This is a genomic window from Solibacillus merdavium, from assembly GCF_014836935.1.
Lineage (GTDB): Bacteria > Bacillota > Bacilli > Bacillales_A > Planococcaceae > Solibacillus > Solibacillus ferritrahens.
On the sequence record NZ_JACSPW010000035.1, the window covers coordinates 1 to 3,964 of the forward strand.

Consider the following 3,964-nt stretch of genomic DNA (forward strand, 5'->3'; position numbering starts at 1 on the left):
ATATACATTTCGAAAAAAATTTTTTGGCACTCAAAAATGGCGTGAGCCATTGATATATCAACATTTATAGAGGGAGGGAGTGTAACGCAAGTTTTTCAGTTTCTTCGGTTGGGCGATCAATATTTAGTATCAATCGAAATGGCGGAAGTGACCGGTAGATTGAGCGAAGCAATTGAAATAGTCTCGAAGCACCTTACATTCCAACAACAGGCGAAAATGAAATTATTAAAAGTAGTTTCATATCCAATAGTGTTATTTTCCTTTTTAATACTGTTGTTTTTTGCATTTCGTACGTATTTCTTGCCGAATATGGCTTCAGTCGTAGCCTCGCGTGGACAAGGGGAGAAGTCAGCAAGTATCCAATGGTCGGCTTTTTTCCTTCATATGCCTGACTATATTGTTGCAGGTAGCATTTCTTTATGCTGTCTACTGATAATTTTTATTTTCTATGTTAGGAAGAAACGCATCGACATACAGCTCCATTTGTTATTTAAGATTCCATTCTTCAGCTTATTTTGGCGATTGATATTAACAAGACAGTTTTCACGTCATTTAGGCAATCTATTGTTGGCAGGAATTTCTCTCCAAGATGCATTCGATTATTTAAAATCCCAGCAACATCAAAAACAAATAGCATATATTGCCCAAACTTTACAAGAACGTATTCTTATTGGTGAGTCTTTGTCGGGTGCTGTCGTGCTTGTAGGCTATTTTTATCCGAAGTTTGAACATTTTATTGCCCACGGCGAGGCGAGTGGCTTATTGGGCCGTGAATTGGTTTTATATTGTGAGCTACTCGATGAAAAACTTCAGAAAATTATTGAACGGTTACTGGCAATCATTCAACCATTACTTTTTATAATTATTGCTATTTGTGTTATTGCTGCCTATTTAAGTATTTTAATTCCAATGTATGACGTAATTGAATTTATTTAAGGAAAGGTGGAATAGATGATGAAAAATGAAAAAGGGTTTACGCTAGTTGAAATGCTAGTAGTACTGTTGATTATTTCCATACTGATTTTAGTGACAATTCCGAATGTATCAAAACATTTTGCATCAATAGATGAAAAAGGCTGCGATGCCTATATTTTAATGCTTCAAGGACAAGTCGAAGCTTATAAGTTAAATCATAAGGAATACCCAAGCTCCGTTGCTGACTTAATAGAAGAGAGCTATGTGATGGAAGAAGATTTAAGATGCCCGGATAATACGAAAATTCTAATAGAGAATGGCAAAGTGATTGCTCCTACTTCGAGCAGTTGACCGGTAATAACGATGAAGTTAAAAGTGAAATCAGTTCTAACGAATGAAAAAGGATTTACTTTAATGGAAATGCTCGTTGTTCTCTCGATTTTTTTAGTTGTAAGTACAGCAATTCTCCTTTTTTCACATAAACCATTTTTAGATTATACAGAAAAACAATTAATGAATCAAAATGAGCTATTAATAAGAATGACGCAATTGATTTCTATCGAAAAAGAAAATCCACATAGTTTTGAAATCGTCAATTGTCGTAGAATTCGTATAAAAGAAAGGAATAAAGAGGGCGTTATATATGAACAGATGGTACCTAATCACATTGAAATATTCATAACCACCCCGAACTCAAGGCTTATCTTTAATACGGAAGGAAATACGAATGCGTTTGGGCGGATTATGTACCATTTTGAAAATGTGAGCTATCAATACTCTGTAAATATTGGGAAAGCAAGAATTTTAGAAAAGGAGGTTTTTCATGACACAGGGAGGCCTAACGCTTGTGGAAACACTTTTAGCAGTCGTCATTCTATTTTTCCTGACTTCAACAATAATTCCCCTTACTTATAATATGAAACAGCAGATAGCCGATCAAAAATTGAAGACCCATGCTGCTGAGGTCGCCTTTATTGGTGCGTTAAAGTATAAGAGATACGGGCAATCTGACGGTATTCAGGAAATCGACCAAACCGTTTTTCATTGGACCTATGACGGCCAGTATGTTTGTGTATTGTTCGATAAGAACGGTATGGAAGAGGAGAAATGCATATGAGGCGAGCTCGGTTAAATGAGTCAGGATTTACACTGTTGGAGAGTTTATTTCAGTTAACGGTTTTCGGTTTGTTCGCCTCGATCAGTTTACTAATCCTAATCTGGGTACATGATATCCAACAAATAAAGAAGATGAAGAATGAAGTGAATTGGGAGTTTTTTGTCTACGACCTGCATCAATACAATATGAATTCGATATCCGGAAAATTGTATAATTCCAGTACACTTCAGCTTGAAATGTTAAATGATCCAAAAGACCGGTTATTTGTCTTTGATAAATCAGAGTTGCATCTGCGGAAAAGGTCTAATAAAGGGGGGAATGAGATTCTATTGCCATTTGTTGATAAATGGCATCTAGAAGGAGTGGGCAATGATCTAAAAATGAAAGTGGTGATGCAGGATGGAACGGAAAGAGAAAGATCCCTCGTGTTACCATTGGGTCCGAAATGAAAAAGGGGCATTATTTATGCTAGCAATTCTATTATTATTCGTCGTTACTGGATCTGCCATTTTATATTCAAATGCGTATTTTGCACAATTAAAATTTTATAATTCATTGGAATCTATTTACGTTCGTGCTACGATAAACATACTAAATACTCAATGAAGTTTCGACTTCTTTCAACAATTGTCTCTCGCCTCCAAAAATAGAGGCGGTTGGCAGTATAAATTTCAAATGAAGGAAGTTAATATCTCAGCAATTATTAAAAAGTGGGTAAGAAATACTTAAGGTGAGAGTCACGAAAGCATTGGTAATGGGAAGTAATAAGTAACACATACAAAACTGCATTTTCACATTTAAGTATACTACCTTTTTTGATATATTGAAGTTGAGGTGCTATGGAAAAGTAGTTCGTAATTAGAAGAAGGTGAACAGCATGCGAAAAATATATTTAGTTGGATTTATGGGATGCGGAAAAAGTGCGATTGGCAGAAGATTAAGCTATTACTTAAAGATGCCCTATTATGATATGGACCATGAAATCGTTCGACAACAAGGAATGACAATTCCGGAAATCTTCGAACAATACGGGGAAGCACATTTTCGAAAAATAGAGACGGAATTTTTAAAAAAATTCCGTGATGAAGCATGCATTATTTCAACAGGCGGTGGGGTAGCTGTTAATGGAGAAAATCGGAAAATTATGCGGAGAACAGGGCTCGTCTTTTTCCTGGACGCCAAATTTGAAGATATTTATATGCGAATTCGTAATGATAAAAATCGTCCCATTGTACAAACTTCATCAGAACAAGAGTTAGAAGAACTGTACCATAGCCGTAGAAAGGCTTATCGAGAAGCGAGCCATATACAAGTACTGACTGTAGGAAGATCATTAAGACAAATAGTTGAATACATTGCTTTCCAAGTAAATAGACTTAAAAGCGAATGATTATTTAATAAAAACCAATAACGTTCGCTTATTAAGTAAAATTAAAAAAAGATTGCGTTTTCAATACATTCAATGTTAGGATATTGCTAAGAGTACAGTAAATTTAAATTAGTTGAAAAACTAGCGCGGATGATGATACGGGGAGAGAACGTGATGTCACGTCGCCGAAGGAGCAAATAGCGCTGCTATGAATCTCTCAGGCAAAAAGACTCGTATTTGACGCAACTCTGGAGAGCGCTGTTATAGTACAAGTTACTGGCAGCCACCAAAGGGGAAAGCCTAAAATGTGATAGCGTATCAAATTTAGGTGTAACTTTCAGGTGCAAGGACAGAGAATCTCATTAAAAGGGATTCCTCTGTCTTTTTTTATGGAAAAAAACGTTTTCTAAAAAAGGCAGCTAGCTGTACCGCACATTGTAATATTCATTCCCCATAACAATTTTAAAAAGGTTAAAACATAAAACTTTAAGGAGCATTCCTGTTAGAAAGATTTTCGGGGACTTGAAAACAAAAAAGCCCTCTTGTATGATGCTTGAGTGTCA

Annotated in this window: 7 protein-coding genes and 1 riboswitch; all 7 genes read left to right on the forward strand. The window is 35.8% G+C overall.

Annotation, left to right across the window (positions count from 1 at the left end; genetic code table 11):
• Positions 1-66 precede the first annotated feature (66 nt).
• The 7 genes from comGB to H9632_RS18550 all read left to right on the forward strand — a co-directional run bounded on the left by comGB (position 67) and on the right by H9632_RS18550 (position 3,422).
• Positions 67-936: a competence type IV pilus assembly protein ComGB gene (comGB, locus tag H9632_RS18520; protein WP_318247720.1), complete on the forward strand. Its 870-nt coding sequence runs from the start codon at positions 67-69 to the stop codon at positions 934-936.
• A gap of 18 nt (positions 937-954) precedes the next feature.
• Complete coding sequence (gene comGC / locus H9632_RS18525; protein ID WP_191705536.1) at positions 955-1,266, forward strand: competence type IV pilus major pilin ComGC; 312 nt, start codon at positions 955-957, stop codon at positions 1,264-1,266.
• Positions 1,267-1,278: 12 nt separating this feature from the next.
• The gene (locus H9632_RS19155; protein WP_225223923.1) at positions 1,279-1,830 is read left to right on the forward strand and encodes a prepilin-type N-terminal cleavage/methylation domain-containing protein; all 552 of its coding nucleotides are present in this window, start codon (positions 1,279-1,281) and stop codon (positions 1,828-1,830) included.
• A complete protein-coding gene (locus tag H9632_RS18535; protein ID WP_191705538.1) occupies positions 1,739-2,032 on the forward strand; it encodes a pilus assembly FimT family protein in 294 nt (97 codons plus the stop codon). Before H9632_RS19155 ends, H9632_RS18535 begins: the two co-directional genes overlap by 92 nt.
• Positions 2,029-2,481 (forward strand): competence type IV pilus minor pilin ComGF, encoded by a 453-nt coding sequence (comGF, locus tag H9632_RS18540; RefSeq protein WP_225223924.1) that lies wholly within the window; start codon positions 2,029-2,031, stop codon positions 2,479-2,481. Before H9632_RS18535 ends, comGF begins: the two co-directional genes overlap by 4 nt.
• A gap of 16 nt (positions 2,482-2,497) precedes the next feature.
• A complete protein-coding gene (locus H9632_RS18545; protein ID WP_225223925.1) occupies positions 2,498-2,638 on the forward strand; it encodes a hypothetical protein in 141 nt (46 codons plus the stop codon).
• Positions 2,639-2,909: 271 nt separating this feature from the next.
• On the forward strand, positions 2,910-3,422 hold the full coding sequence (locus H9632_RS18550; protein ID WP_191705541.1) for a shikimate kinase: 513 nt from the start codon (positions 2,910-2,912) through the stop codon (positions 3,420-3,422).
• A 129-nt stretch (positions 3,423-3,551) separates the two neighbouring features.
• A riboswitch (glycine riboswitch) is annotated at positions 3,552-3,644 on the forward strand.
• Positions 3,645-3,964 lie beyond the last annotated feature (320 nt).

What these genes read in the sequence shown, in the direction of transcription:
- H9632_RS18545 (WP_225223925.1), top strand. Translation starts at nt 2,498, where the DNA reads ATGCTAGCAATTCTATTATTATTCGTCGTTACTGGATCTGCCATTTTA.
- comGC (WP_191705536.1), top strand. Translation starts at nt 955, where the DNA reads ATGAAAAATGAAAAAGGGTTTACGCTAGTTGAAATGCTAGTAGTACTG.
- comGF (WP_225223924.1), top strand. Translation starts at nt 2,029, where the DNA reads ATGAGGCGAGCTCGGTTAAATGAGTCAGGATTTACACTGTTGGAGAGT.
- H9632_RS18550 (WP_191705541.1), top strand. Translation starts at nt 2,910, where the DNA reads ATGCGAAAAATATATTTAGTTGGATTTATGGGATGCGGAAAAAGTGCG.
- H9632_RS18535 (WP_191705538.1), top strand. Translation starts at nt 1,739, where the DNA reads ATGACACAGGGAGGCCTAACGCTTGTGGAAACACTTTTAGCAGTCGTC.
- H9632_RS19155 (WP_225223923.1), top strand. Translation starts at nt 1,279, where the DNA reads ATGAAGTTAAAAGTGAAATCAGTTCTAACGAATGAAAAAGGATTTACT.